Origin of the sequence: Tistlia sp. (assembly GCF_040905785.1) — a bacterium.
Classification (GTDB): Bacteria; Pseudomonadota; Alphaproteobacteria; order Kiloniellales; family DSM-21159; genus Tistlia.
The window spans coordinates 13527-36020 of the sequence record NZ_JBBDQW010000039.1 but is presented as its reverse complement, the minus strand read 5'-3'; the positions used below and the strand labels follow the sequence as shown (position 1 = coordinate 36020).

At 72.2% G+C, this 22494-nt stretch carries 19 protein-coding genes and 1 pseudogene; 5 read left to right on the top strand and 15 right to left on the bottom strand.

Features of this window, described 5'->3' with window-relative positions; translation table 11 throughout:
• A pseudogene (locus WD341_RS10065) lies at nt 1-392 on the bottom strand (malate dehydrogenase); the annotation flags it as partial.
• Nucleotides 393-501: 109 nt separating this feature from the next.
• On the bottom strand, nt 502-2067 hold the full coding sequence (locus tag WD341_RS10060; RefSeq protein ID WP_368425315.1) for an AMP-binding protein: 1566 nt from the start codon (nt 2065-2067) through the stop codon (nt 502-504).
• A 174-nt stretch (nt 2068-2241) separates the two neighbouring features.
• Between WD341_RS10060 and WD341_RS10055 the strand changes: the two genes are divergently transcribed.
• Nucleotides 2242-3303, top strand: a complete 1062-nt coding sequence (locus WD341_RS10055; protein ID WP_368425314.1) for a TAXI family TRAP transporter solute-binding subunit — start codon at nt 2242-2244, stop codon at nt 3301-3303.
• Nucleotides 3304-3330: 27 nt separating this feature from the next.
• Here the strand turns inward: WD341_RS10055 and WD341_RS10050 are convergent, their stop codons facing one another.
• Nucleotides 3331-3993, bottom strand: coding sequence for a glutathione S-transferase family protein (locus tag WD341_RS10050; protein WP_368425313.1), 663 nt, complete (start codon nt 3991-3993; stop codon nt 3331-3333).
• Between the two features lie 143 nt (nt 3994-4136).
• On the opposite strand from WD341_RS10050, the gene WD341_RS10045 reads away from it, so the two are divergent.
• The 3 genes from WD341_RS10045 to WD341_RS10035 all read left to right on the top strand — a co-directional run bounded on the left by WD341_RS10045 (nt 4137) and on the right by WD341_RS10035 (nt 6535).
• Nucleotides 4137-5561: a M17 family metallopeptidase gene (locus tag WD341_RS10045; protein WP_368425312.1), complete on the top strand. Its 1425-nt coding sequence runs from the start codon at nt 4137-4139 to the stop codon at nt 5559-5561.
• A 118-nt stretch (nt 5562-5679) separates the two neighbouring features.
• Nucleotides 5680-6132, top strand: coding sequence for a universal stress protein (locus tag WD341_RS10040; protein ID WP_368425311.1), 453 nt, complete (start codon nt 5680-5682; stop codon nt 6130-6132).
• Between the two features lie 64 nt (nt 6133-6196).
• Nucleotides 6197-6535 (top strand): MarR family transcriptional regulator, encoded by a 339-nt coding sequence (locus WD341_RS10035; RefSeq protein ID WP_368425310.1) that lies wholly within the window; start codon nt 6197-6199, stop codon nt 6533-6535.
• Between the two features lie 15 nt (nt 6536-6550).
• On the opposite strand, the gene WD341_RS10030 is transcribed toward WD341_RS10035, so the two are convergent.
• The 4 genes from WD341_RS10030 to WD341_RS10015 all read right to left on the bottom strand — a co-directional run bounded on the left by WD341_RS10030 (nt 6551) and on the right by WD341_RS10015 (nt 10088).
• Nucleotides 6551-7876 (bottom strand): NAD(P)H-dependent oxidoreductase, encoded by a 1326-nt coding sequence (locus WD341_RS10030; RefSeq protein WP_368425309.1) that lies wholly within the window; start codon nt 7874-7876, stop codon nt 6551-6553.
• 4 nt (nt 7877-7880) lie between these two features.
• The gene (locus tag WD341_RS10025; protein WP_368425308.1) at nt 7881-8702 is read right to left on the bottom strand and encodes a phytanoyl-CoA dioxygenase family protein; all 822 of its coding nucleotides are present in this window, start codon (nt 8700-8702) and stop codon (nt 7881-7883) included.
• 34 nt (nt 8703-8736) lie between these two features.
• Nucleotides 8737-9420, bottom strand: coding sequence for a GntR family transcriptional regulator (locus WD341_RS10020; RefSeq protein ID WP_368425307.1), 684 nt, complete (start codon nt 9418-9420; stop codon nt 8737-8739).
• 86 nt (nt 9421-9506) lie between these two features.
• Nucleotides 9507-10088 (bottom strand): SH3 domain-containing protein, encoded by a 582-nt coding sequence (locus tag WD341_RS10015; RefSeq protein WP_368425306.1) that lies wholly within the window; start codon nt 10086-10088, stop codon nt 9507-9509.
• Nucleotides 10089-10264: 176 nt separating this feature from the next.
• Here WD341_RS10015 and WD341_RS10010 point away from each other — a divergent pair, with 176 nt between their 5' ends.
• Entirely contained in the window at nt 10265-11245 is a 981-nt protein-coding gene (locus WD341_RS10010) for a 2-hydroxyacid dehydrogenase (RefSeq protein WP_368425305.1), read from the top strand.
• A 121-nt stretch (nt 11246-11366) separates the two neighbouring features.
• Here the strand turns inward: WD341_RS10010 and WD341_RS10005 are convergent, their stop codons facing one another.
• From WD341_RS10005 to WD341_RS09970, 8 genes are all read right to left on the bottom strand, one after another.
• On the bottom strand, nt 11367-13472 hold the full coding sequence (locus WD341_RS10005; RefSeq protein ID WP_368425304.1) for a S9 family peptidase: 2106 nt from the start codon (nt 13470-13472) through the stop codon (nt 11367-11369).
• Nucleotides 13472-14419 (bottom strand): 2-hydroxyacid dehydrogenase, encoded by a 948-nt coding sequence (locus WD341_RS10000; RefSeq protein ID WP_368425303.1) that lies wholly within the window; start codon nt 14417-14419, stop codon nt 13472-13474. Before WD341_RS10000 ends, WD341_RS10005 begins: the two co-directional genes overlap by 1 nt.
• A gap of 11 nt (nt 14420-14430) precedes the next feature.
• On the bottom strand, nt 14431-16095 hold the full coding sequence (locus WD341_RS09995) for an ABC transporter ATP-binding protein (RefSeq protein ID WP_368425302.1): 1665 nt from the start codon (nt 16093-16095) through the stop codon (nt 14431-14433).
• The gene (locus WD341_RS09990) at nt 16095-17183 is read right to left on the bottom strand and encodes an ABC transporter permease (RefSeq protein ID WP_368425317.1); all 1089 of its coding nucleotides are present in this window, start codon (nt 17181-17183) and stop codon (nt 16095-16097) included. Before WD341_RS09990 ends, WD341_RS09995 begins: the two co-directional genes overlap by 1 nt.
• A gap of 65 nt (nt 17184-17248) precedes the next feature.
• Entirely contained in the window at nt 17249-18370 is a 1122-nt protein-coding gene (locus tag WD341_RS09985; RefSeq protein WP_368425301.1) for a microcin C ABC transporter permease YejB, read from the bottom strand.
• Nucleotides 18367-20424 (bottom strand): extracellular solute-binding protein, encoded by a 2058-nt coding sequence (locus WD341_RS09980; RefSeq protein ID WP_368425300.1) that lies wholly within the window; start codon nt 20422-20424, stop codon nt 18367-18369. Before WD341_RS09980 ends, WD341_RS09985 begins: the two co-directional genes overlap by 4 nt.
• Nucleotides 20425-20519: 95 nt before the next feature.
• The gene (locus WD341_RS09975) at nt 20520-21359 is read right to left on the bottom strand and encodes an inositol monophosphatase family protein (protein ID WP_368425299.1); all 840 of its coding nucleotides are present in this window, start codon (nt 21357-21359) and stop codon (nt 20520-20522) included.
• Nucleotides 21360-21373: 14 nt separating this feature from the next.
• Nucleotides 21374-22483 carry a cytochrome c family protein gene (locus WD341_RS09970; RefSeq protein WP_368425298.1) on the bottom strand — a complete coding sequence of 370 codons (1110 nt, stop codon included), beginning with the start codon at nt 22481-22483 and terminating at the stop codon, nt 21374-21376.
• Between the last annotated feature and the right edge of the window lie 11 nt (nt 22484-22494).

Below are 22494 nucleotides of genomic sequence, written 5' to 3'. Positions count from 1 at the left end.
CGCAGCACCCAGACCATGGCGTCGAGCGGGTTGGTGATGCAGATCACGAAGGCGTCGGGGGCGTGCTTCTTGATGCCCTCGCCGACCTGGCCCATGACCTTCATGTTGATGCCGAGCAGGTCGTCGCGGCTCATGCCCGGCTTGCGGGCGACGCCGGCGGTGACGATGACCACGTCGGCGCCGGCGATGGCGGCGTAGTCGTTGGCGCCGACGAGGCCGGCGTCGAAGCCCTCGACGGGGCCGGACTGGGCGAGGTCGAGCGCCTTGCCCTGCGGGATGCCCTCGGCGATGTCGAACAGCACGACGTCGCCGAGCTCCTTCAAGGCCGCCAGATGGGCGAGCGTGCCGCCGATGTTGCCGGCGCCGACCAGGGCGATCTTGCTGCGGGCCATGAGCCTTCCTCTCCCGTTATCTTGCAGTGCGGTAAAAGCGAACGGCGGGAGCATTACGCCGAACCCGGCAAGGGCACAAGGGACGCCGTCCCCGCCCCATCGCTGGCCGTCAACGCGGCCGCCCCCCAGCGGGATCTCTTTCCAGCAGCCGGCGCAGCTCGGTCTTCAGCACCTTGCCGTAGTTGTTCTTCGGCAGGCTCTCGACGAAGCGATAGCCCTTGGGCCGCTTGAAGCGGGCGATCTCGGCGAGGCAGAGCGAGTCGAGGGCCTCGGGCGAGACCGCGCCCGGCGCGCGCGCCACGACGAAGGCGACCACCGCCTCGCCCCATTCGGGATGCGGGTCGCCGACCACGGCGCACTCCAGCACGCCCTCGTGGCGCAGCAGCACCTCCTCGACCTCGCGCGGGTAGATGTTGCTGCCGCCGGAGATGATGACGTCCTTGGAGCGGTCCTTGAGGGTCAGGAAGCCGTCGGCGTCGAGGCTGCCGAGATCGCCGGTGTGCAGCCAGCCGCCGGCCAGGGCGCGGGCGCTGGCCTCGGCGTCGCCCCAGTAGCCGGCCATCACCGAGGGCCCGCGGACCAGCACCTCGCCGGTCTCGCCGGGCGCGACCGGCGCGCGCGCCTCGCCGGCCCCCGCCTCACCCACCAGGCGGAGCTCGACGAGCAGCTGCGCGCGGCCGACCGAGGCCAGGCGCTCGCGCCAGCGCGGATGGTCGCGCCGGCCGTGCTCGAAGCGCGGCAGGGCGGTGATCGTCATCGGGCTCTCGCCCTGGCCGTAGATCTGCACGAAGCGCTGGCCGAAGACCGCCAGCGCCTTCTCGATGTCGGCCAAGTACATCGGCCCGCCGCCGTAGACGCAGGTCTTGAAGCCGGCGGGGTCGAGGCTGCCGGCGCCGGGATGCTCGACCAGGCGCTTGACCATGGTCGGCGCGAAGAAGCAGCCGACGCCGCGATGCGCCGCGAAGAGCTCGAAGACCTCGGCCGGGTCGAAGCCGCCGGATTCCGGCAGCACCTGGAGCGCGCCCTGGGCCAGGTGCGGCAGGGCGTAGAGGCCGGAGCCGTGGGACAGGGGGGCGGCGTGCAGGATCGCGTCGTCGGGCGCCACGGCGTCGACGTCGGCGAAGTAGCAGGCGGTCATGGCCAGCAGGTTGCGGTGGCTCAGCATCGCGCCCTTGGGCCGGCCGGTCGTGCCGCTGGTGTAGAACAGCCAGGCGAGCGCCGTCTCCTCGACCTCGGCGGGCGCGACCGGCTCGGCCTCGAACAGCCGCTCCCAGGCCGGCCCCGGCACCTCGACCAGTTCCAGCAGGGCCTCCAGGCCGGCGCTCTCGCCGGCGATCGCCGCCGCCTGGCCGGGCGAGGCGAAGCAGAGCCGGGCCCCCGAGTGGTCCAGCATGTAGCGGAACTCGCGGGCGTGCAGCTTGGCGTTCATCGGCACCGCGGCGAGCCCGGCCCACCAGACCGCCGAGAGCAGCTCGAGGTAGGCCGGGCCGTTGCTCATGGCGATGGCGACCCGCTCGCCCGGCGCCAGGCCGTAGCGCCCGCGCAGGGTGCCGGCCAGCCGCGCGGCACGGCCGGCGAGCCCGGCGTAGTCGCACAGCACCCGCGGCCCGAGCGCCAGGGCCGGACGATCGCCGCGGGCGCTCGCGCTTCGCGCCAGGAGACGCGCCAGAGTCATATGTCCTGTCCTCCTCCTGCCTGTCCCGGGCCGCCCGGTTCGGTGCTGGCGACTTGCCGACGGGTTTGCCGGTGGGCGGCCGCCTTTATATCCGCGCGCGCAGAGCCTATAGTCTTGAAAGGGTTTCGGCCCAGTCCTCCCCGCCCTCCCGGACGTCACCCGGAAGACCGCCCCATGCTCCGTCGACAGTTCCTCTCCGGACTCGCACTGGCGCCGCTGGCGGCCGGGGCGCTGGGCAGCGGCTTGGCGGCAGGCTGGCCGGCGGCGCGCGCGCAGGACTCCCCGATCTTCTTCCGGATCGGCACCGGCTCGACCGCCGGCACCTACTTCCCGGTCGGCGGCCTGATCGCCAGCGCGATCAGCCACCCGCCGGGCAGCCGGCCCTGCGACTCCGGCGGCAGCTGCGGCGTGCCGGGTCTGATCGCCGTCGTGCAGTCGACCGAGGGCTCCGTCTACAACGTCCAGGCGGTCGCGAAGGGCCAGCTGGAGTCCGCGCTCAGCCAGGCCGACGTCGCCTACTGGGCCTACCACGGCGAGGGCCCCTTCGCAGAGCAGCCGCCGCTGTCGAACCTGCGCGCCATCGCCAACCTCTATCCGGAATCGGTGCAGCTCGTCGCCTCCGTCGCCTCCGGCGTGCGCAGCGTCGCCGACCTCGCCGACAAGCGCGTCTCGATCGACCTCGACGGCTCCGGCACGCAGATCGACGCCAAGCTGATCCTCAAGGCCTGGGGCCTGACGCCGGAGGATCTCGATGTCCGCACGGTCAGCGCCAACGAGGCGGTCGAGCAGCTCCGCGAGGGCGAGCTCGACGCCTTCTTCTACGTCGCCGGGACACCGACCACGGCAATCGAGGCGCTGGCCCGCGACACCTCGATCCGCCTGGTGCCGATCGACGGCGAGCCGGCCGAACGGCTGCTCGAGGACTATCCCTTCTTCGCCCGCGGCTTCATCGCCGCCGGCCTGTACCGCTCGGTGCCCTCGACGGTGACCCTCTCGGTCGGGGCGCAGTGGATCTGCTCGGCCGAGATCGACGAGGCGCTGATCTACGAGGTCACCACCGCGCTCTGGCACGAGAACACCCGCCGCCTGCTCGACGCCGGCCACCAGAAGGGCCGGTTGATCGCCTACGGCACGGCGCTCAACAGCCTCGGCATCCCGCTGCATCGGGGCGCGCTGCGCTATTACCGGGAGCGCCGGGTCATCGTGCCGGACGTGCTGGAGCCGCCGACGCCGTAGCGGCTGCGGGCACGAGAAGGGGCAACCTCACGGGCGCTCCAGCACCAAGGGCTCGACCTCGGCCGCGGCCAGCCACTCCCGGTAGGGCGCCCAGGCCTGGACGGTGGCGGCGTAGGCGGCCGCGGCGCCGTCGAGCGGAATCCCGTAGGTCACGAAGCGGCTGACCACCGGCGCGTAGAAGGCGTCGGCCAGTCCCGGCGCCCCGAACAGGAAATCGCCTTCCGCCCCGAACTCCTTGCGGCAGCGGTTCCAGATCTCCTGGATCCGGGCGATCTCGGCCAGGGTCGCCGAGGAGGGGCTGGCCGGCGCCCGGTTGCGCATGTCCATCGGCAGCTCGGCGCGCAGGCTGGCGAAGCCGGCGTGCATCTCGGCGACCACCGCCCGGGCGACCGCGCGCGCGGTCGGATCGGCCGGCCACAGCCCGGCCTCGGGAAAGCGCTCGGCCAGGTACTCGCCGATCGCCAGGGAATCCCAGACCGCCAGATCGCCGTGGAGCAGCGTCGGCACCTTGCCGCTCGGCGAGCGGGCCGAGATCGCGGCCTTGGTGTCCGGCTGGTCGAGCGGGATCACGACCTCCTCGAAGGTGCCGCCGCCCGGCGCCAGGGCCAGCTTCACCGCGAGCCAGCCGCGCAGCGACCAGGAAGAATAGTTCCTGTTGCCGACGACCAGGGTAAACTCCGCCTCGGACATCGCGTCCTCCCCCGCCCTTGCCGCGATCCCCTGCGACCGCGCCGGCGATGGAACGGGAGGCATAGCCCTCCCGTCAATCGCCAATCCGTGGCACCAATCCGCGCCGCCTTCCTACTCGTCCCCGGAACCGCCCAGGAAATCCCATGACCGAACCTTCGCCCCTTGCCCACCTGATCGAGGCCGGACCCGACGCCGTACCGATCCGCACCCTGAGCGAGGCCGCCCTGCGGGGTTGGCTGGCCGGGCAGTCGGCGGCGCTGCGCGCCTGGCTGGAGGCGACCGGCTTCACCGCGTCGGCCGGCAGCCACGCGCTGGTGCCCGGCGGCGACGGCCGGCTGTCCCTGGTGCTGCTCGGAGTCGAGGCCGGTCCCGGTCGCGACCCGACCGCCGACCTCTGGGCCTACGGCGGCCTGCCCGCCAGCCTGCCGCAGGGCAGCTACCGTCTCGCCGAGGAGACTTCGCCGGAGGCCGCCGAGGCGGCGGCCCTGGGCTGGGCGCTCGGCTGCTACGCCTTCACCCGCTACAAGGCGCCGAAGCGGGGCTTCGCGCGGCTGGTCTGGCCCGCCGCCGCCGAGCGCGCCCGCGTCGGCCGCCTGGTCGAGGCGATCTGCCGGGTCCGGGACCTGGTCAACACGCCGGCCGAGGACCTGGGCCCGGCCGAGCTGGCCGAGGCGGGCGCCGAGCTCGGCACGCGCTACGGCGCCGACAGCCGGATCCTCGTCGGCGACGCGCTGCTGGGCGAGAACTACCCGGCGATCCACGCCGTCGGCCGCGCCGCCGGCACGGCGGCCGGCAACAGGCGGGCGCCGCGCCTGCTCGATCTCTCCTGGGGCGAGCGCGGGCCCGAGATCGTCCTGGTCGGCAAGGGCGTCTGCTTCGACACCGGCGGGCTCGACCTCAAGCCCTCCGCCGGCATGCTCAACATGAAGAAGGACATGGGCGGCGGCGCCCACGCCATCGCCCTGGCCGGGCTGGTCATGGACGCCGGCCTGCCGGTGCGCCTGCGCCTGCTCGTGCCCTGCGTCGAGAACGCCGTCTCCGGCAACGCCTTCCGGCCGCTCGACGTGCTGCAGACCCGCAAGGGCCTGACCGTCGAGGTCGGCAACACCGACGCCGAGGGCCGGCTGATCCTGTGCGACGCCCTGGCCGAGGCCGATGCCGGCGACCCCGACCTGATCCTGGACTTCGCGACCCTGACCGGGGCGGCGCGGGTCGCCCTCGGCCCCGAGCTGCCGGCGCTGTTCAGCAACGACGAGGCGACCGCCGAGGCCCTGCTGGCCCACGGCGCGCGCCTCGGCGACCCGCTCTGGCGCCTGCCGCTGCACCGGCCCTACCTGAAGCAGCTCGACAGCCGGGTCGCCGACCTCAACAACGTCTCGAGCGGCGGCTTCGCCGGCGCGGTGACCGCGGCGCTGTTCCTCGAGCGCTTCGTCAGCCCGGGCCGGCCCTGGGCGCACCTCGATCTCTTCGCCTGGAACCCCGAGGACCGGCCCGGGCGGCCGAAGGGCGGCGAGGCCATGGGCCTGCGCAGCAGCTTCGCGCGCCTCGAGGAGCTGGCAAGCGCCTGACGGCGGCGGGGATGCTTGCCGCGAATCGGCGAGGAACCGCCGGAATCGGCGGCTTGCCCGAGGCCGGGAGCGGGCAGAGTGGATCGGCGGATTCTGGCGGACGAATAGGGGGGAAGCCATGTTCGAGCGGATACTCTGCGGCGTCGACGGCTCGGCGCACGCGCTGCGGGCGGCCGAGACGGCGAGCGCGCTGGCCGCGCGCTTCGGCGGCCGGCTGACCTTCCTGACCGTGGCCAAGGAGCTGCAGCCGAGCGAGAACGTAAAGCGCTTCCTGGCGCTGGAGCATCTTTCGGGCGAGCCGCAGTACGTGCTCGACGAGTACACCGAGGCGATCATCGGCAAGGCCAAGGACGTCGCCGAGGCCGCCGGCCTGCGCGGCGTGCGCGCCGAGGTCCGCACCGGCAACCCCGCGCGCTCGATCGTCGAATACGCCGAGCGGCACAAGGTCGACTGCATCGTGCTCGGCAGCCGCGGCATCGGCGACATCGGCGGCGTCCTGCTCGGCTCGGTCTCCTTCAAGGTCGCGTCGCTGGCCAAGTGCACCGTGGTGACGGTCAAGCCGCACGACTGACCGGTTGCCGGACCGGCGCCGTCCCGCTACCATTCCGCTGTCGCAACGATACCCGGGAGCCGCCATGGAGGCCCGCAAGGCGCTGTCGCTCTGGCACCGAGTCGCGATCGAAAGCCTCGGCCACGATCTCGCCGAGCTGAGCCAGCGCCAGACCGCGATCCTGCTCGAGATCTACCTCGGCGAGCCGCCCCATACGGTGCGCGGCCTGGCGGCCCGCCTGGGCATCTCCAAGCCGGCCGTGACCCGGGCCCTGCACCGCCTCGAGGCCCTGGACTACGCCCGCCGGCGCATCGACGAGCAGGACCGACGCTCGGTGCTGGTCCAGCGCACGGTCAAGGGCTCGGTCTTCCTGCGCGACTTCGCCGACCGCATCGGGGTCCTGGCGCGGGAGGCCGGCCTGTAGCGCAACAGGCGCGGACTACTCGGCGGCGGCGGCCCGCCCCGTGAAGGCCTGCTCCATCTCGCGGCGCACCTTCAGGGTCGCGTCCTGCTCGTCCATCCGCACGTCGGCGTAACCGAGCGGCCGGCCGGCCGGCACGTCGCGCACCAGCGGCACGCCGTGGGCGAGACCGATCGGCAGGCCGCCCTGGGCCAGGCTCTCCTCGGCCGTCATCAGCCGGCCCCAGACGCAGGACCCGCCCTCGCCGTCGAGCGTCTCGCCGGCCTTGAGGTCGCGCTTGGCGGTCGCCACGACGTCGCCGCGGAAGCCGGTCGGCGCGCCCGTGGCCTCGCCGCGCAGCGCCGCCGAGAGCACCGAGACGTTGAGCTCCAGGCCGATCAGGTGGAACGGCTTGTACATCGCCGCCCGGGTGCCCGAGGGGTCGGTGATCAGGCCGTACTCGCGGAAGCAGCGCGCGGCATAGGCGTTGGGCGCCTCGAAGACGACGTAGACGCCCCAGCGCAGGTCGCGGAACACCGGCCGGCCGTCGCGCTCCAGCGAGGAGATGACCTCGACGGTGCCCGAGTGGTTGAGCACCCCGCCCTCGTTGTGCGGCCGCAGCACCCGCGGCAAGTCGTCGACGCCGCAGGGCGGGAAGGCCAGGCCGTCCGGCGGCGGCGTCAGGCCGGTCGCGTTGGCGACCGCGGCCATCTCGATGCCGGACTTGGTGCCGTCGAGGAAGGAGTTGAACATCTGCGGGTTCATGCCGCCCTTGGCCGCCTCGGCCGGGTCAAGGCCATAGTGGCCCCAGACCGTCTCGGGCGTCGAGGCGTGGTATTCCGGCAGGTACTTGGTGCCCTTGCCGGCGGCCACGACCTCGAAGCCGCAGGCGCGCGCCCAGTCGACCATCTCGCAGATCAGCGCCGGCTGGTCGCCGTAGGCCAGCGAGTAGACGACGCCGGCCTGGGCGGCCTTGCGCGCGAGCAGCGGGCCGACCAGCACGTCGGCCTCGACGTTGACCATGACGCTGTGCTTGCCGGCGGCGATCGCCGCCAGGGCGTGGCGGGTGCCGGCGGCCGGGTTGCCGGTCGCCTCGATCATGACCTCGACGTCGTCGCGGGCGATGGCCGCCGGCGCGTCCTCGACGAAGTCGGTGCGCCCGATCCGCTCCTCGCTCCAGCCGACCCGGCGGCAGGCCTCGCGGGCCCGCTCCGGGCTGAGGTCGGCGATCGCCGCGACCTCGAGGCCGGGGGTGTGCGGCACCTGCGAGAGGAACATCGAACCGAACTTGCCGGCGCCGATCAGCAGCACCCGCACCGGCCGGCCGGCGGCGGCGCGCTGCTGCAGCTTGGTGAAGAGGTTCATGGGGCTACTCCGCCGCCTGGGTCGCGGCGGCCCCGGCCGGAGCGTCGGCGCGGGCGAGGTCGCGCAGGCAGTCGTCGCCGAGCGGCTCGATCGGCGTGAAGTCCCGGTGCGCGATCCACTCGGCGCGCTGGAACCTGCGGATGTGGTTGTCGACGTGGCAGAGGCTCAGATAGACGATGGTCCGCGGCCAGGGGCTGATGTTCGGCGGGCTGGCGTGGACGATGTTCGAGTGGAACATCAGCACCGAGCCGGCCTTGCCCTGGGGCGCCACGATGCCGCCCGCGTCGGCCAGCCGCTTGACCGTCTCGCGGTCGAGAGTCCAGAGCGGGTAGGAGGTCGTCTCCAGGTCGTGGCCGGCCTCCAGGGTTCCGGCCTTGTGGCTCTTCGGCACGATGAACAGCGGGCCGTTGACCGCGGTCACCTCGTCGAGGAACAGCGCGATGTTCATCGCGCGCGGCTCGGGCATGTCGTCGTCGCGCTGCCAGGTGCCGTAGTCCTGGTGCCACTGCCAGACCTCGCCATCGAAGGCGGCCTTCGCGTTGATCTTGTTCTGGTGCATGTAGACCGGACCGTCGAGCAGCTGCATGACCGGCTCGACCAGGCGCGGGTGGGCAGCCAGGCGGCGGTAGGCCTCGTTGTAGGTGTGGGCGGCGAAGGCGGTGCGGGCGACGCCCGACTTCTCGCGCCAGACCTCCTCGCGGTCGAGCCGGTTGATCACCTCGGCCTCGCGGCGCAGCAGGGCAATCTCCTCGGCATCGAAGCATTCCGGCAGGAACAGCCAGCCTTCGGTCTCGAACTGCTCGAGCTGCGCGGGGGACAGTTTCATCTCGGCATCTCCTCCAGGGGGAAAGGGGGCGGCTTCAGGCCGCCTCTTCGTCTGCATGGGCCTCGCCGGACGCGGCGAGACGCCGCCAGGTGGCGAGGCCGGCCTGCTCGGCGTGGGCGCGGGCCAGGGCTTCGGCCTGCAGGGCCGCACCCCGGCCGATCGCCTCGGCGATCGCCTCGTGCTCCTGCCAGGCGCGGGTCCGGTAGGACGGATCGCCGAGCACCAGGCCCATGGAGCGCTGGAAGTGCGGCCAGGCGGCCTCGGCCGTCTCGGCGATCGCCGGGTTGCCGGAGAGGGCGTAGACCTGCCGGTGGAAGGCGACGTCGGCGGCGATCAGGCCGGGCAGGCCGCCGTCGGCGAGCGCGCGCCGGCCCTCGGCCAGGCAGCCCGTGAAGTCGGCTACGGCGCCCGCCGCGACGCCCTCGGCGGCGAGGCGCGCCGCCAACGCGTCGAGCGCCGCGCGCACCTGGTAGAGGTCGCGCAGGCGCTCGGCGTCGACCGGCGCCACCATCAAGCCGCGGCGGCCGCGCTCGGTGACCAGGCCCTCGCTATAGAGCAGCCTCAGCGCGTGACTGACCGGCTGGCGCGAGACGCCGAGCCGCTCGGCGAGCTGTTCCTGCGCCAGCGGCGCGCCGGCCGCCAGCTCGCCGGCCAGGATCGCCGCCTTGAGGCGGTCGTAGACCTCGTCGATCAGGACCGGGCGTGGCTCGATGCGCATGACGAGGGTTTACAGCGATGGAATTCGGAATTCAATAACTTCTCGCGGCGCTCCCGCGGGAGCTCTTTCGCGGCAAGCCGCTGCCGCTACTGGGCCTCGGCCGGGTGCACGCCGAAGAAGGCCTCCTGGCTCAGCCAGCCCTGGAAGGCGCCGAAGGCGAGCTGGCACCAGCCCTTGTCGCAGCCGACCAGGGTGCCGAGCGCCTCGGGCTGCAGGGTCGCCACGGCCGGCGCGTCGGTGCCCGGCGCGCGGCGCAGCGTGCGCGGCCCGCCGTCGCCGGTGGCCAGCACCTGGGCGGTGCGCTTGGCCTGGATCATGGAGGAGTGCACCCAGCCCTCGGTGCCCTCCCAGTCGCGCAGCTTGCGCCAGTTGTCGAACTCGTCGATGACCTCGACCGGCAGGTCCGGGCGGCGGTAGACCCACTCGATCGGGTACTGCAGGCCGGGCCCGGCGCGCAGGTTGACCTCGGCGGCGCGCAGCGAGACGAAGCGCGGGATCGGCAGGCCGCTGGCGCTGCCGACCGACTGCTGGGCCCAGGCGACGCCGACCGCCCCGAGCGCGGCCGTCGGCCCGGCCAGCTGCAGGCCTGCGAGCAGCAGGCCCGCGAGCAGCAGGGGGGCGAGCGCCAGTCGGGAGGCGAGGCGGGGGACGATTCGGGGGCGGCTCATGGCCTGGGCCTATCCCTCCCCCGCGGCGCCGTCAAGGGCGCTGACGCGGCGCCCGCCGGCCCGGCCCTGCGCTGGACAAGCCGGCGCGGCGCCTGCTAAAGGCCTGTCCAGAGGGTGCGGGGGACCCGGTCCCGAAGCCGCGCCGGAATCGACAGGGAAAGGCGGCCTCCTGAGCCATGGCAAAGCCCCAGGTCATCGTCACGCGGCGCCTGCCGGACGTCATCGAGACCCGGATGATGGAGCTGTTCGACTGCCGGCTCAATCTGGACGACCAGCCGATGGGCCAGGCAGCGCTGCTCGAGGCGGTCAAGGGCGCCGAGATCCTGGTTCCGACCGTGACCGACCGCATCGACGCGGCGATCCTGTCGCAGGCCGGCCCCAAGCTGCGCCTGATCGCCTCCTTCGGCACCGGCGTCGACCACATCGACCTGAAGACGGCGCGCCAGCGCGGCATCACCGTGACCAACACGCCGGGGGTGCTGACCGAGGACACCGCCGACATGACCATGGCGCTGCTGCTGGCGGTGCCGCGGCGCCTGTCCGAGGGCGAGCGCCTGGTGCGCTCGGGCACCTGGACCGGCTGGAGCCCGACCGGCATGCTCGGCCACCGGATCTGGGGCAAGCGCCTGGGCATCATCGGCATGGGCCGGATCGGCCAGGCCGTGGCGCGGCGCGCCCGCGGCTTCGGCCTGTCGATCCACTACCACAACCGGCGGCGCGTCTCCGACGAGGTCGAGCGCGAGCTCGAGGCGACCTACTGGGAAAGCCTCGACCAGATGCTGGCGCGCATGGACATGATCTCCGTGAACTGCCCGCACACGCCGGCGACCTTCCACCTGCTTTCGGCGCGCCGGCTCAAGCTGATGCGGCCCGATGCCTACATCGTCAACACCAGCCGCGGCGAGGTCATCGACGAGAACGCCCTGGCGCGCCTGCTGGCCTCGGGCGAGCTGGCCGGCGCCGGCCTCGACGTCTTCGAGCACGAGCCGGCGATCAACCCCAAGCTGCTCAAGCTCGACAACGTGCTGCTGCTGCCGCACATGGGCTCGGCCACGATCGAGGGCCGCATCGCCATGGGCGAGAAGGTCATCATCAACATCAAGACCTTCGTCGACGGCCACACCCCGCCCGACCGCGTGCTCGAGGCGATGTTCTGAGCGCCGCGGGGGCGTCGAAGCTCCCACGTCCCTCGACAGGCTCGGGACGAAGCGTCATCCGAGCCGGGCCAAAAGCCTGCTTCGCCCCGAGCCCTGTCGAGGGACGTGACGGCGCCGGCCCTCAGGCCCGCCCGAAGACCTTGAGCAGGAAGGCGTAGACCAGGGCGACCTCCTTCAGCTTGTCGAAGCGCCCCGAGGCGCCGCCGTGGCCGGCCTCCATGTAGGTGCGCAGCAGCAGCAGGCTGTCGTCGGTCTTGAGCCGGCGCAGCTTGGCCACCCACTTGGCCGGCTCCCAGTAGAGCACCCGCGGGTCGGTCAGGCCGGCGGTCGCCAGGACGGGCGGGTAGGCGCGGGGGCCGACGTTGTCGTAGGGGCTGTAGCCGAGGATCCGCCGGAAGGCCTCCGGGTCGCGGACCGGATCGCCCCACTCCGGCCACTCCGGCGGGGTCAGCGGCAGGCTGGCGTCGAGCATGGTGTTGAGGGTGTCGACGAAGGGCACGTCGGCGACCGCCGCCTTGAACAGCTCGGGCGCCCGGTTGAGGACCGCGCCGACCAGCAGGCCGCCGGCGCTGCCGCCGTGGATGGCGATCTCGCCGGGGCGCGCGACGCCGCGCTCGATCAGGTGCCGGGCGACCGCGACGAAGTCGTCGAAGCTGTTCGCCTTCTTCTCCAGCTTGCCGTCGCGGTACCAGCGCCAGCCCTTGTCCATGCCGCCGCGCACGTGGGCGATGGCGAAGACGAAGCCGCGGTCGAGCAGGCTGAAGCGGTTCGGCACGAAGTTCGCCGGGATCGCGATGCCGTAGGCGCCGTAGCCGTAGAGCAGCAGCGGCGCCGAGCCGTCGAGCGGCGTGTCGTGGCGGTGGACCAGGGTGACGGGGATCTGCTCGCCGTCGCCGGCCGGCGCATGCAGCCGCTCGACCTTGTAGGCCGAGGCGTCGTGGCCGCTCGGCACCTCCTGCTCCTTGAGCAGGCGGCGCGTCCGGCTCTCCAGGTCGTAGGCGTAGGTCTGCGCCGGCGTGCTCGGCGAGGCGTAGACGAAGCGCAGGGTCGTGGTGTCGTAGGCGGTGCTGGGGTCGATGCCCAGGCTGAAGGCCGCCTCCTCAAAGCCGACCCGGTGCTGCGCGCCGTCGGACAGGCGCAGCACGGTCAGGCGCGGCAGGGCGTCGACCCGCTCCAGCAGCACCAGGTGCTCGCGGAACAGCTCGAGGCCGAGCCGCAGGGTGCCCGGCTCGTGGGCCAGCAGCGGCCGCCAGTTCTCGCGCCCCGGCGCCGCCAGCGGCGCCTCGACCAGCTCGAAGTCCTCGGCGCCGCCGGCATTGGTCAGGATCAGCAGCCGCTCGCGCGGCGCGTCGTGCTGCACCGAGTAGCGGACGTCGGTCTCCCGCGCGGCGACCAGCCGCGGCGCCGCCTCGGGGTCGCCGGCGTCGAGCAGGCGGATCTCGCTGGTCGCGTGGTCGTGGCTGTCGATCAGCACCAGCTCGCGGCTGTCGCTGAGGCCGACGCCGAGGAAGAAGCCGGGATCGCTTTCCGCGTAGACCGAGCGGTCCTCGGCAGGGTCGGTACCGAGGCGGTGGCGCAGCACCTCGCAGGGCCGATGGTTGTCGTCGAGCCGGGTGTAGAACAGCGTTTCGCCGTCGGCCGACCAGGCGAGCGAGCCCGCGGCGCTGGCGATCCGCTCGGGCAGCAGGCGGCCGCTGGCCATCTCGAGGATGCGGATCTCGTAGAACTCGGAGCCGTTGAGGTCGACGGCGCAGGCGAGGTGGCGGTGGTCGCGGCTGTGGCTGGCGCCGCCGAGCGCGAAGAAGCGGTGGTCCGCGGCCTCGCGGTTGCCGTCGAGCAGCACCTGCTCGTCGACGGCCTCGGTGGCGCCGGTCGGGCGGCGCACCAGCAGCGGGTAGTCGCCCCCGGCGACGAAGCGCGCGAAATACTCCCAGGGGCCGTCCGGATCGGGCACCGAATCGTCGTGCTCCTTGATCCGGCCCTTGAGCTCGGCGAAGAGCGTCTGGCGCAGCGCCGCCGTGTCGGCGAGCTGCGCCTCGGCGTAGGCGTTCTCGGCCTCCAGGTAGGCGCGGATATCGGCTTGCAGCGCGGCCGGCTCGCGCATCACCCGGCGCCAGTCGGGATCGCGCAGCCAGTCGTAGTCGTCGGCCAGCTCGATGCCGTGGAAGGTCCGGCTGGTCGGCCGCCGCTCGGCGACCGGCGGCCCGGCCATCAGTAGCCCGGCCATCAGTAGCCCCGGTCGCGGTCGACCACGTTGCGCGGCGCCTCGCCGCGCTCGATGCGCCGGATGTTCTCGACGACCGCCTCGGCGGCGGTGTCGGGGACCGTGATCGAGGCGACGTGGGGGGTCACGACGATCCGCTCGTGGCTCCAGAACGGCGAGTCGGCGGGCAGCGGCTCCCGGGCGAAGACGTCGAGCGTCGCCGAATCGATCTGGCCCGACTCCAGGGCCTCCAGCAGGTCCGCCTCGACCAGGTGCTCGCCGCGGCCGACGTTGATGACGCAGGCGCCGCGCGGCAGCTTTGCGAAGGTCTCGGCGCCCAGGATGCCGCGCGTCTCCTCCGTCAGCGGCAGCAGGCAGACCAGGATCTGGCTGCGCGCCAGGAAGGCCTCCAGGCCGGCGGCGCCGGCGTAGGAGGCGACGCCGGGAATCTCCTTGGGCGTGCGGCTCCAGCCGGCGACGTCGAGCCCGAGCAGGGCGAGCTTCTCCGCCGCGTCGCCGCCGAGCTGGCCGAGGCCGAGGATGCCGACCTTGCGGTCCCAGGGGGCGACGAAGGACAGCTCGTCCCAGACTCCCGCGCGCTGCTGGGCGCGGTAGTCGAGCATGCGGCGGTGATGATAGAGCACCTGCATGACCACGTACTCGGTCATGCCGGCGGTCAGGCCGCGCTCGACCATGCGCACCACCGGCACGTCGCCGGGCAGCTCGGGATCGCCGAAGAGGTGGTCGATGCCGGCGCCCAGGGAGAAGATCGCCTTGAGGTTGGGCAGGGTCTTCAGCACGCCCGCCGGCGGCTTCCAGACCAGGGCGTAGTCGATCGCCGAGCGATCGCCGGCGGGCTCCGGCGCGCGGAGCGGCCAGACCTCGACCTCCAGGTCGGGCTTGTGCTTCTTGAGCGCGGCGGTCCAGAGATCGGCGCGGTCGAGGTCGGACTTGAAGAGCAGCCTTGTCATGGGGCGGCAGCCTACTGGCTGACCGCGCCGCTTTCCACCGCTTCCAGGTCGAAGGCCGCCTTCATCAGCGCCTTGGTGTAGTCCTCGCGCGGCTCGTCGAAGATCCGCGCCGCCGGGCCCTGCTCGACGACCCTGCCGTTGCGCAGCACGATCACCTCGTCGGCCAGCGCCCGCACCACCTTCAGGTCGTGGCTGATGAACAGGTAGGCCAGCCGGTGCCGCGCCTGCAGGTCGCGCAGCAGGTCGACGATCTGCGCCTGCACCGACATGTCGAGGGCGCTGGTCGGCTCGTCGAGCACGACGAAGCGCGGCTTCAGCACCATGGCCCGGGCGACCGCGATGCGCTGGCGCTGGCCGCCGGAGAACTCGTGGGGGTAGCGGTCGCGGCTGGCCGGGTCGAGACCGACCTCCTCGAGCGCCTGGACGATCAGCCGCTCGCGCTCCTCCGACGTGGTCGCGAGGTCGTGGACGCGCAGGCCCTCGCCGACGATCTCGCCGATCGACAGGCGCGGCGACAGCGAGCCGTAGGGGTCCTGGAAGACGATCTGCATCTCGCGGCGCAGCGGCCGCAGCGCCTTCGAGCCGAGGCCCTGGATCTGCTTGCCGAGATAGGCGATGCGGCCCTCGCTGGCGATCAGCCGCAGCAGCGCCAGGCCCAGCGTCGTCTTGCCCGAGCCGGACTCGCCGACGACGCCGACGGTATGGCCCTCGCGCACCGTGACGTCGACGCCGTCCACCGCCTTGACCCAGTCGACGGTGCGCTTGAGCACGCCCGCCCTGATCGGGAAGTGGACCTTGACGTCGCGACCCTCGACGACGGTCGGCGCGTCGGGGTCGGCCTGCAGCGGATCGCCCTTCGGCTCGGCCGAGAGCAGGTGTCGCGTGTAGGGGTGCCGGGGATTGGCGAAGAGCTCGGCGGTCGGGCCCTGCTCGACGATCTCGCCCTGGGTCATGACGCAGACCCGGTCGGCGACCTTGCGCACGATCGCCAGGTCGTGGGTGATCAGCAGGATCGCCATGCCGAGCCGGCCCTGCAGCTCCTTCAGCAGCTTGAGGATCTGCGCCTGGATGGTGACGTCGAGCGCCGTCGTCGGCTCGTCGGCGATCAGCAGCTCGGGCTGGTTGGCCAGGGCCATGGCGATGATGACGCGCTGGCGCTGGCCGCCGGACAGCTCGTGCGGGTAGGCGCCGAGCCGCCGTTCCGGCTCTCGGATGCCGACCAGGCGCAGCAGCTCGAGAGTGGCCAGGCGGGCCCGCGCGCGCTCCAGCCCGCGGTGCAGGATCAGCGTCTCGCCGATCTGCTTTTCCACCGTGTGCAGCGGGTTGAGCGAGGTCATCGGCTCCTGGAAGATCATCGACACGTCGTTGCCGCGGACCTGGCGCAGGCGGCGCTGCGCCGCACCCATCAGCTCCTCGCCCTTGAAGCGCACCGAGGAGCCTTCGCTGTGGCGCGCCGCCGGGTAGGGCAGCAGCTGCAGGATCGAGAGCGCCGTGACCGACTTGCCGGAGCCGGATTCCCCGACCAGCGCGACCGTCTCGCCCGCCCCGACGTCGAAGGAGATGCCGCGCACCGCATGGGTGGCGTGCGGGCCCTGGCCGAACAGGACGCCGAGGTTCGAGACCTCGAGCAGCTTGCCGCCGGCGGGTCGCCCGGCCTCGCCCGTCGAATCGGTCATCAGCTCCCCCCTGCGCCGGCCGGGCGCGCCTGCAGGTCCCCGGCGACCGGCTCGGGCGGCGGCGCGGTATCGGCGAACAGCTTGCGCGGGTCGAAGGCGTCGCGCACCGCCTCGCCGACGAAGATCAGCAGGCTCAGCATGACCGCGATCACGAAGAAGCCGGTGAGGCCGAGCCAGGGCGCCTGCAGGTTGGCCTTGCCCTGGGCGAGCAGCTCGCCGAGCGAGGCCGAGCCGGGCGGCAGGCCGACGCCGAGGAAGTCGAGGGCGGTCAGCGCCGTCACCGAGGCGGCCAGGGTGAAGGGCATGAAGGTCAGGGTCGCGACCATGGCGTTGGGCAGGACGTGGCGGAAGATGATCGTGGCGTCGCGCACGCCGAGCGCCCGGCTGGCCCGGATGAAGTCGAAGTTGCGGGCGCGCAGGAACTCCGCGCGCACGACGCCGACGAAGCCGATCCAGCTGAACAGCAGCAGCACGAACAGCAGCCACCAGAAGTTCGGTTCGACGACGCTGGCGATGATGATCAGGATGTAGAGCTGCGGCAGCGACGACCAGATCTCGATGAAGCGCTGGCCGATCAGGTCGAGCCAGCCGCCGTAGTAGCCCTGCAGCGCGCCGGCGGTGACCCCGATCACGGCCGAGACCACGGTCAGCACGAAGCCGAACAGCACCGAGATGCGAAAGCCGTAGATCAGCCGCGCCGTGACGTCGCGCGCCTGGTCGTCGGTGCCGAGCCAGTGCTGGGCGTCGGGCGGCGTCGGCGCCGGCGCCGGCAGGTCCCAGGCGACGGTGCGGTGGCTGTAGGGGATCGGCGGGTCGAGCAGCCAGCCGTCGCGCTCGATCAGCCCGCGCACGTAGGGGTCGGTGTAGTCGGCCTCGGTCGGCAGCTCGCCGCCGAAGGCGGTCTCGGGATAGGCCTTCAGGAACGGCAGGTAGATCTCGCCCTCGTGGACGACGACGAAGGGCTTGTCGTTGGCGATCAGCTCGGCGAAGAGCGAGCCCACGAAGAGGAAGAGGAAGATCCAGAGCGCCCAGAAGCCGCGCCGGTTGGCCTTGAAGTTGGCGATCCGGCGGCGGTCGATCGGGCTCAGCTTGAAGCGGGGCGGGCGGCCGGTCCGGCCCAGGGCGGCGGGGGCGGTGTCGTGGGTCACGGGCCTCAGACCTCCCGGCTCTCGAAGTCGATGCGCGGGTCGATCAGCGTGTAGACGAGGTCGGTGATGATCCCCATGACCAGGCCGAACAGCGTGAAGAAGTAGAGCGTGCCGAGCACGATCGGATAGTCGCGGTTGAAGACCGCCTCGAAGCCGAGCAGGCCGAGGCCGTCGAGCGAGAAGATCACCTCGATCAGGACCGAGCCGGTGAACAGCATGCCGATCAGGGTCGCCGGGAAGCCGGCGATGACGATCAGCATGGCGTTGCGGAAGACGTGGCCGTAGAGCACGCGCCGCTCCGACAGGCCCTTGGCGCGCGCCGTGGTGACGTACTGCTGATTGATCTGGTCCAGGAAGGAGTTCTTGGTCAGCATCGTCAGGACCGCGAAGCCGCCGATCGAGAGCGCCAGGATCGGCAGCACCAGGTGCCAGAGGTAGTCGAGCACCTTGTCGACGAGCGAGAGCTGCTCCCAGTTGCTCGAGACCAGCCCGCGCAAGGGGAACCAGTCGAGGTACTGGCCGCCGGCGAAGACGATCAGCAGGAAGACGGCGAAGAGGAAGCCGGGGATTGCCGTGCCGATCACCACCAGGCCGGAGGTCCAGGCGTCGAAGTTGCTGCCGTCGCGCACCGCCTTGGCGATGCCGAGCGGAATCGAGACCAGGTAGATGATCAGGGTCGACCAGAGGCCGAGCGAGATCGAGACCGGCATCTTGTCGAGGATCAGGTCGACGACGGGGCGGTCGCGGAAGAAGGAGTCGCCGAAGTCGAAGACCAGGTAGTTGCCCATCATCACCAGGAAGCGCTCGCCGATCGGCTTGTCGAGGCCGAACTGCTCCTCGAGCTCGGCGATGAAGGCCGGATCGAGGCCCTGGGCGCCGCGGTAGTCGCCGCGCGGCCCGCCGCCCTGGCCGCCGCCGTCCGCGCCGCCGCGCGAGCCCGGCATGGAGGTTTCGCCGCCGACCCGGGTGACTCGCGAGGTGATGTCGCCGCCGGTCCCGGTCAGTTCGGCGATGATCTGCTCGACCGGCCCGCCGGGCAGGAACTGCAGGATCGCGAAGTTGATCAGCATGATGGCGAAGAGCGTCGGCACCAGCAGCAGCAGGCGGCGGATCAGATAGGCGGTCATCCAGTCGCTCCCCTGTCGTCGCCCCGGCGCGTGACGGCGCGCCGGGCGACGTAGCCGCCGGCGAGCAGCAGCACGACCAGCAGGCCGACGATCCAGGCGGCGCCGGGCCCCTCGCGCTCGGCCTCCGCCTCGGCCTCGAGGTTCTGCTCGACGATCTCGGGCTTGCGCGCCTCGAGCGCCGCGGCCTTGGCCGCGTCGTACCACCAGTAGTCGATCGCGGTGCCGTCCTTGGGCGTTACCTCCGGCCGCGAGTACTTGTTCCAGTAGACGATCCGGTCGGCGGAGAGATGCCAGGCCGGAATCACGTAGTGGCCCCAGAGCAGCACCCGGTCGAGCGCCCGGGTCCGGGCGACCAGGGCGTCGCGGTCGGGCGCGCTGATCACCAGCTCGACCAGCTCGTCGATGACCGGGTCCGCGATGCCGACGTAGTTCTGCGAGGCCGGCGTCTCGGCGGCGGCGCTCGTCCACATGTTGCGCTGCTCGTTGCCGGGCGAGTCCGACTGGCCCCAGCCGAGCGAGAGCATGTCGAAGTCGAAGGAGCGCAGCCGGTTGATGTACTGCGACTGGTCGACGAGGCGGACGTCGGCCTCGATGCCCAGCCGCTTCAGGTTGCGCACGAGGGGCAGGACGATGCGCTCGAAGCCCTCCTGCACCAGCAAGATCTCGAAGGTGAAGGGCCGGCCGGTCTCGCCGTCGACCAGCTTCAGGCTCTCGGGGTCGACGACCCAGCCGGCCTCCTGCAGCAGCGCCATCGCCTTCAGCAGGTTCTCGCGCGGCCAGCCGCTGCCGTCGGTCTCGGGGACCGTGAAGGGCTGCTCGAAGATCTCGGGATCGAGGCGGTCGCGGAAACGCTCCAGGACCTCCAGCTCCTCGCCCTCCGGCAGGCCCGAGGAGGCCAGCTCGGAGTTGTTGAAGTAGCTGGTGTTGCGGGTGTACTGGCCGAAGAACAGCGCCTCGTTGGTCCACTCGAAGTCGAAGGCGTAGTTGAGCGCCTCGCGCACGCGCTCGTCCTGGAAGATCGGCCGGCGGAGGTTGAAGATGAAGGCCTGCATGCCGGCCGTCAGGTCGTTCGGGATCAGCTCCTTGACCAGCCAGCCCTGGCGGACCGCCGGGATGTCGTAGTCGACGGCCCAGGCCTTGGCCTGGTTCTCGTTGCGATAGTCGATGATCCCCGACTTCAGGGCTTGGCGGATCACCGTGGGATCCCGGAAGAACTCGACCCGCTGGCGGTCGAAGTTGCCGGTGCCGACCCGCACCGGCAGGTCGCTGCCCCAGTAGTCCTCGACCCGCTCCATGACGTAGTAGCGGCCCGGCTCGAACTCGCCGACCCGGTAGGGGCCGCTGGTCAGCGGCGGCTCGAGCGTCGTCGCCGAGAAGTCCCGGCCTTCCCAGTAGTGCTTGGGCATGATCGGCAGGTCGCCGCCGACGATCAGCGGCAGCTCGCGGTTGCCGGCCTCGCTGAAGAAGACCTTGACGCTGCGCGGCCCGACCTTCTCGGCGCGCTCGACCGCCTGGAAGTAGTGGCGGAACTGCGGCGAGCCCTGGGACTTGATGGTCTCCAGCGAGAAGACGACGTCCTCCGGCGTGATCGGTTGGCCGTCGTGCCAGCGCGCCTCGGACCTGAGATGGAAGATCACCCAGGAGCGATCGAGCGGCCACTCCAGCGATTCCGCGATCAGGCCATACTCGGTGAAGGCCTCGTCGGCCGAGCGGGTCAGCAGCGATTCGTAGGCGATCCCGGCGGGATTGCCCTTGGCGTTGTAGGGGTTGAAGGTGTCGAAGGTGCCGGTTGCGGCGAGGCGGATCGTGCCGCCCTTCGGCGCGTCCGGGTTGACGTAATCGAAGTGCTCGAAGTCCGGCCCGTACTTGGGCTCGCCGTGCATGGCGATGGCATGGGCGCGCCGGGTGACCGGCCCCAGCTCCTCGGCGGCGACGCCCGGCACCGGCACGGCCGGCGGCGCCTCGCCGGGTGCCGCGCCCTGCTGGGCCATGGCCGGCGCGGCGCCGGTCGCGGCGACGAGCAGCAGCAGCAGGCCGAGGGCGGCGGAACGCAAGGCGGCGGGACCTCCAGGTCAGCGGGTTTCGCGCAGCCTAACGGAACAGCGCCCGGCCACAAGCCCCGAGACCTTGCCGGAAGATGAGCATTTCGTCATCCAACCGGCGCGGCGAGCCGCGCCAGGGCGGCCGCGTGCAGCGCCGGCGTCGCCGCGACCAGCACGTCGCCGGCGGAGCCGAGGCCGAGCGGCCGGCCCTGCCAGTCGCTGGCGATCGCGCCGGCCCCGGCCAGCACCGGCACCAGGGCCATGAAGTCGTAGGGCTGCAGGCCGTTCTCGCAGACCAGGTCGACGTAGCCGCTGGCGAGCTGGCCGTAGCAGAAGAGGTCGCCGCCGTAGAGCGTCGACTTGACCCCGCTGCGCAGCCGCCGCCAGGCCGCCTCGCTGTCGCCCGAGAACATGTCCGGCGAGGTGGTGCGCAGGATCGCCTGGTCGAGACCGCCGACGTCGCGGACCGCAACCGGTCGGCTGCCGCGAGCGTCGCTGAAGCTCGTCGGGCGGCCGGCGACGCCGAGCCAGCGCTCACCCAGCATCGGCATCTCGATGATGCCGAGGCAGGGCCGGCCGCGCCAGGCCAGGGAGATCAGCGTGCCGAACAGGGGGTTGCCGGTGACGAAGGCGCGGGTGCCGTCGATTGGGTCGAGCACCCAGACCCACTCGGCCTCGGCGCGCTCGCGGCCCCACTCCTCGCCGACGATGCCGTGCTGCGGCAGGCGCTCGGCGAGGACCGCACGCATCGCCTGCTCGGTCTCCCGGTCGGCGACGGTGACCGGCGATTCGTCGGCCTTGTCCTCGATCCGGAAGTCGCCGCGGAACCAGCGGCGGGTGACCGCGCTGGCGGCCTCGGCGAGCGCGCCCGCGACCTCGACGAAGCTCTCGGGAACCTCGGGCAGCGGGACGGACGCCAGGGGCTCGGAGGGTTCGTGCGCCGACACCGGGGGCCGACCCGCTACTCGAGCGGCGGCGGGCTGGCGCTCTGCTCGCGGAGGTAGGCGATCACCGCGGCGAGCTCCTCCTCCTTCCTGAGGCCGGCGAAGGTCATCTTGGTGCCGGGAATCTCGGCGCGCGGGTTCTCCAGGTAGGTCCAGAGCTTGTCGTAGCTCCAGGTCTCCCCGGCCGACTTCGCCTCCTGGAAGGCGGTGGAGTAGTTGTAGTCCTCGCGGTGCGCCACCTCGGCGCCGACCACGTCGTAAAGGTTCGGGCCGATCTTGTTGGCGCCGCCCTCCTCGAAGCTGTGGCAGGCCGCGCACTTGCGCGCGGCCTTGGCGCCCTCGGCCGGGTCGGCCGCGGCGATCAGCGCGAGCGGGCCCTCGCCGCCGGCCGCAGCCGTCTGCTCGCCGCCTTCGGCGGCCGTCTGCTCGCCGCCTTCGGCGGCCGGGGCCGCCGCCTGCTGGTCGTCTGCCGCGGCGGGGGCTGCCTGCTCCTCGCCGGCATCGGCCGACTCGCTGCCGGCCGCGGGCAGGACCTCGGCCTCGGCGGCCTCGCCCTCCGGCTGGACCGCCTCGATCTCCTCCTGGCTCGGCAGCGGCGCCTCGGCGTCGGCCTGGCCGCGCAGGTAGGCGATCACGTCGGCGCGGCTCTCGACCTTGCCCATGCCGGCGTAGGCCATCTTGGTCCCGGGCAGCCAGTCGCGCGGATTCTCGAGGAAGTGGTTGAGGTTCTCGTAGGTCCAAGTGTCGCCGGCCTCTCGGCGCTCGACCATGGCGTTGGAGTAGGCGAAATCCTCGAGGTGGCCGAGCTCGGCGCCGACCACGGCGTAGAGGTTGGGGCCGACCTTGTTGGCGCCGTTCTTGTCGAAGGAGTGGCAGGCCTGGCAGGCGCGCACCAGACGCTCGCCGTTGGCCGGATCGGCCTGGGCGAGCAGCGGCAGCACCGACTCGGGGCCGCTGGGAGCCGGCTCGGCCTCGCCCTCGCCGCCGCTTGAGGCGACGACGATCGGGTAGGCGTCCTGCTCGAGGCTCGGGCTGTGTACGAGAAGGTCCGCCGCGAAGCCGGCCAGCATGGCGACCACGCCCGCCGTCAGGCCGGCAGCGGCGATCTTGTTCACTTCGAGGGACATCGACGTCCTAC

Coding starts and splice junctions, on each gene's coding strand:
- WD341_RS10020 (WP_368425307.1), bottom strand. CDS start 9,420: ATGCGCATCGAGCCACGCCCGGTCCTGATCGACGAGGTCTACGACCGC.
- WD341_RS09970 (WP_368425298.1), bottom strand. CDS start 22,483: ATGTCCCTCGAAGTGAACAAGATCGCCGCTGCCGGCCTGACGGCGGGC.
- WD341_RS10035 (WP_368425310.1), top strand. CDS start 6,197: ATGGAGGCCCGCAAGGCGCTGTCGCTCTGGCACCGAGTCGCGATCGAA.
- WD341_RS09995 (WP_368425302.1), bottom strand. CDS start 16,095: ATGACCGATTCGACGGGCGAGGCCGGGCGACCCGCCGGCGGCAAGCTG.
- WD341_RS09985 (WP_368425301.1), bottom strand. CDS start 18,370: ATGACCGCCTATCTGATCCGCCGCCTGCTGCTGCTGGTGCCGACGCTC.
- WD341_RS10050 (WP_368425313.1), bottom strand. CDS start 3,993: ATGTCCGAGGCGGAGTTTACCCTGGTCGTCGGCAACAGGAACTATTCT.
- WD341_RS10015 (WP_368425306.1), bottom strand. CDS start 10,088: ATGAGCCGCCCCCGAATCGTCCCCCGCCTCGCCTCCCGACTGGCGCTC.
- WD341_RS10000 (WP_368425303.1), bottom strand. CDS start 14,419: ATGACAAGGCTGCTCTTCAAGTCCGACCTCGACCGCGCCGATCTCTGG.
- WD341_RS10005 (WP_368425304.1), bottom strand. CDS start 13,472: ATGGCCGGGCTACTGATGGCCGGGCCGCCGGTCGCCGAGCGGCGGCCG.
- WD341_RS10030 (WP_368425309.1), bottom strand. CDS start 7,876: ATGAACCTCTTCACCAAGCTGCAGCAGCGCGCCGCCGCCGGCCGGCCG.
- WD341_RS10045 (WP_368425312.1), top strand. CDS start 4,137: ATGACCGAACCTTCGCCCCTTGCCCACCTGATCGAGGCCGGACCCGAC.
- WD341_RS10025 (WP_368425308.1), bottom strand. CDS start 8,702: ATGAAACTGTCCCCCGCGCAGCTCGAGCAGTTCGAGACCGAAGGCTGG.
- WD341_RS10010 (WP_368425305.1), top strand. CDS start 10,265: ATGGCAAAGCCCCAGGTCATCGTCACGCGGCGCCTGCCGGACGTCATC.
- WD341_RS10060 (WP_368425315.1), bottom strand. CDS start 2,067: ATGACTCTGGCGCGTCTCCTGGCGCGAAGCGCGAGCGCCCGCGGCGAT.
- WD341_RS10055 (WP_368425314.1), top strand. CDS start 2,242: ATGCTCCGTCGACAGTTCCTCTCCGGACTCGCACTGGCGCCGCTGGCG.
- WD341_RS10040 (WP_368425311.1), top strand. CDS start 5,680: ATGTTCGAGCGGATACTCTGCGGCGTCGACGGCTCGGCGCACGCGCTG.